The organism is Enterovibrio norvegicus (assembly GCF_002876705.1).
Classification (GTDB): Bacteria; Pseudomonadota; Gammaproteobacteria; order Enterobacterales; family Vibrionaceae; genus Enterovibrio; species Enterovibrio norvegicus_B.
On sequence record NZ_MDAG01000044.1, the window covers coordinates 1 to 2,500 of the forward strand.

At 40.9% G+C, this 2,500-nt stretch carries 4 protein-coding genes; all 4 read left to right on the forward strand.

Annotated features, from left to right (window positions below):
• Nucleotides 1–592 (forward strand): hypothetical protein (locus tag BCT27_RS18530; RefSeq protein WP_102396438.1); only part of this gene is annotated, 592 nt, incomplete at its 5' end.
• Nucleotides 593–723: 131 nt separating this feature from the next.
• The gene (locus tag BCT27_RS18535; protein WP_102319509.1) at nt 724–1,176 is read left to right on the forward strand and encodes a DUF4259 domain-containing protein; all 453 of its coding nucleotides are present in this window, start codon (nt 724–726) and stop codon (nt 1,174–1,176) included.
• A gap of 136 nt (nt 1,177–1,312) precedes the next feature.
• The gene (locus BCT27_RS18540) at nt 1,313–1,624 is read left to right on the forward strand and encodes a DUF5076 domain-containing protein (protein WP_102319510.1); all 312 of its coding nucleotides are present in this window, start codon (nt 1,313–1,315) and stop codon (nt 1,622–1,624) included.
• 123 nt (nt 1,625–1,747) lie between these two features.
• Entirely contained in the window at nt 1,748–2,086 is a 339-nt protein-coding gene (locus BCT27_RS18545) for a hypothetical protein (RefSeq protein WP_133153386.1), read from the forward strand.
• Nucleotides 2,087–2,500: the final 414 nt, after the last annotated feature.

The window sequence follows — 2,500 nt, forward strand, 5'->3', positions numbered from 1 at the left end:
CCGTTATTGCGACGTTATGTTCTCAGGAGGGCATATGACAGAGTTCTATATCGACTTAAATGATAATGATTCGTTCATGTGCTCAAGTGACAATACTATTTATGATAATCCAGTTCATTTATGTGTTTGTGAATCATGCGGGTATCGTACAGACTTCGAACATGTGAGTGATAGTTTTTCCTTGAAAAGGAAGAATTACGACTTGTCTATTACTTATGATGGATACTACGTTGCATCTCTGAAGCTCAAAGAAACAGTTCAGAGGAAGAGCCTGAAAGGCATTGAGTTTATTCAACTAAAAGAAGAACCAGATTTCTTTGTTATGTTCGTGAGAAATGTAGTGTGCTTTGATATGGAAAAGAGAAACTCAAGGCGCATTAACCTCTGTTCAAATTGCGGTAACTACGAATCGATCGTTGGTGCGACTCCTGCCTTTTTAATAGAGAAACTTCCTTCGGACATCTGCCGTAGTGATGTAATGTTTGGTTCCGGTAATGGGAAGCATCCGTTGCTTTTTTCGTCTCAGTACTTCGCCGACATAGTAGAAAAAGAGAAGTTAAAAGGCATCAAATTCGAACCGGTACGAACATAACAAGCGAATGAACGAGGGACGTTTACTCGTGGCGCATTTCTTCAAAGAGATGCTGTGATTCAGGAATTTCAAACAGTTTGGGCGAGTAAACGCCCGTTATTCGAACGTTATGTGCCCTGAGTGAGGAATTTATGAAAATTGGCATGATTATTTTTTGCTTAGTAATGTCAAATTTGAGTTTTGCAGGTACGTGGGGGATTCTTGCTTTTGAGAATGACTCAGCACAGGACTGGTATTTAGATGTTTCTTCAAGCTTAACTCCTAATGAAGACATTAACCGTGCGTTATCTTTGGAGCCTAATGCATTTGTCGAGTCTTATGAATGTGAAATGGCACTTGCAGCTAGTGAACTGCTAGCATCAAAATTAGATGGTGATTTAAATGCAATTCCATTTAAAAACAATATCTGGGTTACTTCAGGAAAAATCGAAGCGAATGATGCCAAAATAGAATTGGCAATTATTGCTTTAAATAGGTGCTTGAATATTAGTAACTCTGAACTCGCTGTACTCTGGAGCGAGAGCAGTATGTACAAAGAGTTCAAAGTGGGGGTTGAGAAATTACTAAATCGCCTACAGAAGTGACACATAACAAGAACCTAAAGCTGGACGCTTAACATTTGCGCACTTTTTCCAACGACTGCCGTGATTCAGGTGGTTGATTTTAATTCAATTAAGCGCCGCTTAGGTTGGCGTTATACGCACAAGGAAAGTCAATCACATGCATGAACTACCTATACCTACTGGAACTGCTGGAGATGATGCAGCTAGAGAAATGATCAGAATATGGCTAGCACATGACAGCCTTAATGTTTCACTTCATCTCGGAATGTGGGAAGACGCAGAGGACTGCGATATTGATGAAAGAGATGCATGGGGAGAACTTCTTGCAGATACAGTTCAACATATTGCAAATGGAATGCACCAAAGTCACGGCTGGGACAAAGAACAAACTATTGCTCGAATTACTCGTTCTCTTATAAAGCATTCCAAATGTCCAACAGGCACTATCACCGGTAATTACGTCGAATAGTGCGTATAACAAGTTAAAGCAGCGGAAAACCGCTCGCTGCGCTCGCGTTTTCCGCTGCTTAAAGCGTTATATGAAATTATGAATTATTGTTTTAGCTCACTATTGATCTTGAACGATGAAGACTTGGAAAATATTCATCCATCAGATCAAGGATCCGTAAAATTCCATTATCCAAGTGGTTGGCAGCGGCGTTGCTTCGAGTATCTCGGATCCATTAATGGATATGAATATCTTCGTGACGGAGAGATTACTATCCGCGTGAAGAATGCTTATGTTGAACATGTCAGTGAACCAAAGTTTAAAGTGGGTGAAATTGTTCTTGTAAACCGTAAGGGTGAGAACGGTGTAATTGAAAAGACGCATTGGCATACTAATAAAATACGCCCAATTTATACTGTTTCAGTTAAAGGCGTTTTGTCAGGGTATCAATACTTCGATGATGACCTCACTGCAATCGTATAACAAGGTCATGAACGGGACACCTTGCCAATCTCGAAGCGCTTAGAAAGTGGTGTGAATACATTGGTTTGGTCAGGTTTAGTGCGGGCAAGTGCCCGTTATCACAACGTTATCCGTCAGTTCTTTCAGTGTTTAGTTCTCGATGTTTGGTTAGCTATTTCCTCTCTTCGTCGCAGGCTGTTTATTCTGAAAACGCTCACCAAACCAATCCCAAACTCGATGCAAAATCATGTGGCTATCTTTGCTAAGTTGCATTCAATGCCTTTTGTTTTATCGAGTGATTATGTCTTTAGGGCTGCAGTTCAATTCACAAAACGGCGCGTTCGTTGGGTTTTGGCGGCATAGCCGCGATAGTATTAAGAATCAGCGGCTAACAAGGTCATCAACGGGACACCTTGCCAATCTCGAAGCGCTTAG

Coding starts and splice junctions, on each gene's coding strand:
- BCT27_RS18535 (WP_102319509.1), top strand. CDS start 724: ATGAAAATTGGCATGATTATTTTTTGCTTAGTAATGTCAAATTTGAGT.
- BCT27_RS18540 (WP_102319510.1), top strand. CDS start 1,313: ATGCATGAACTACCTATACCTACTGGAACTGCTGGAGATGATGCAGCT.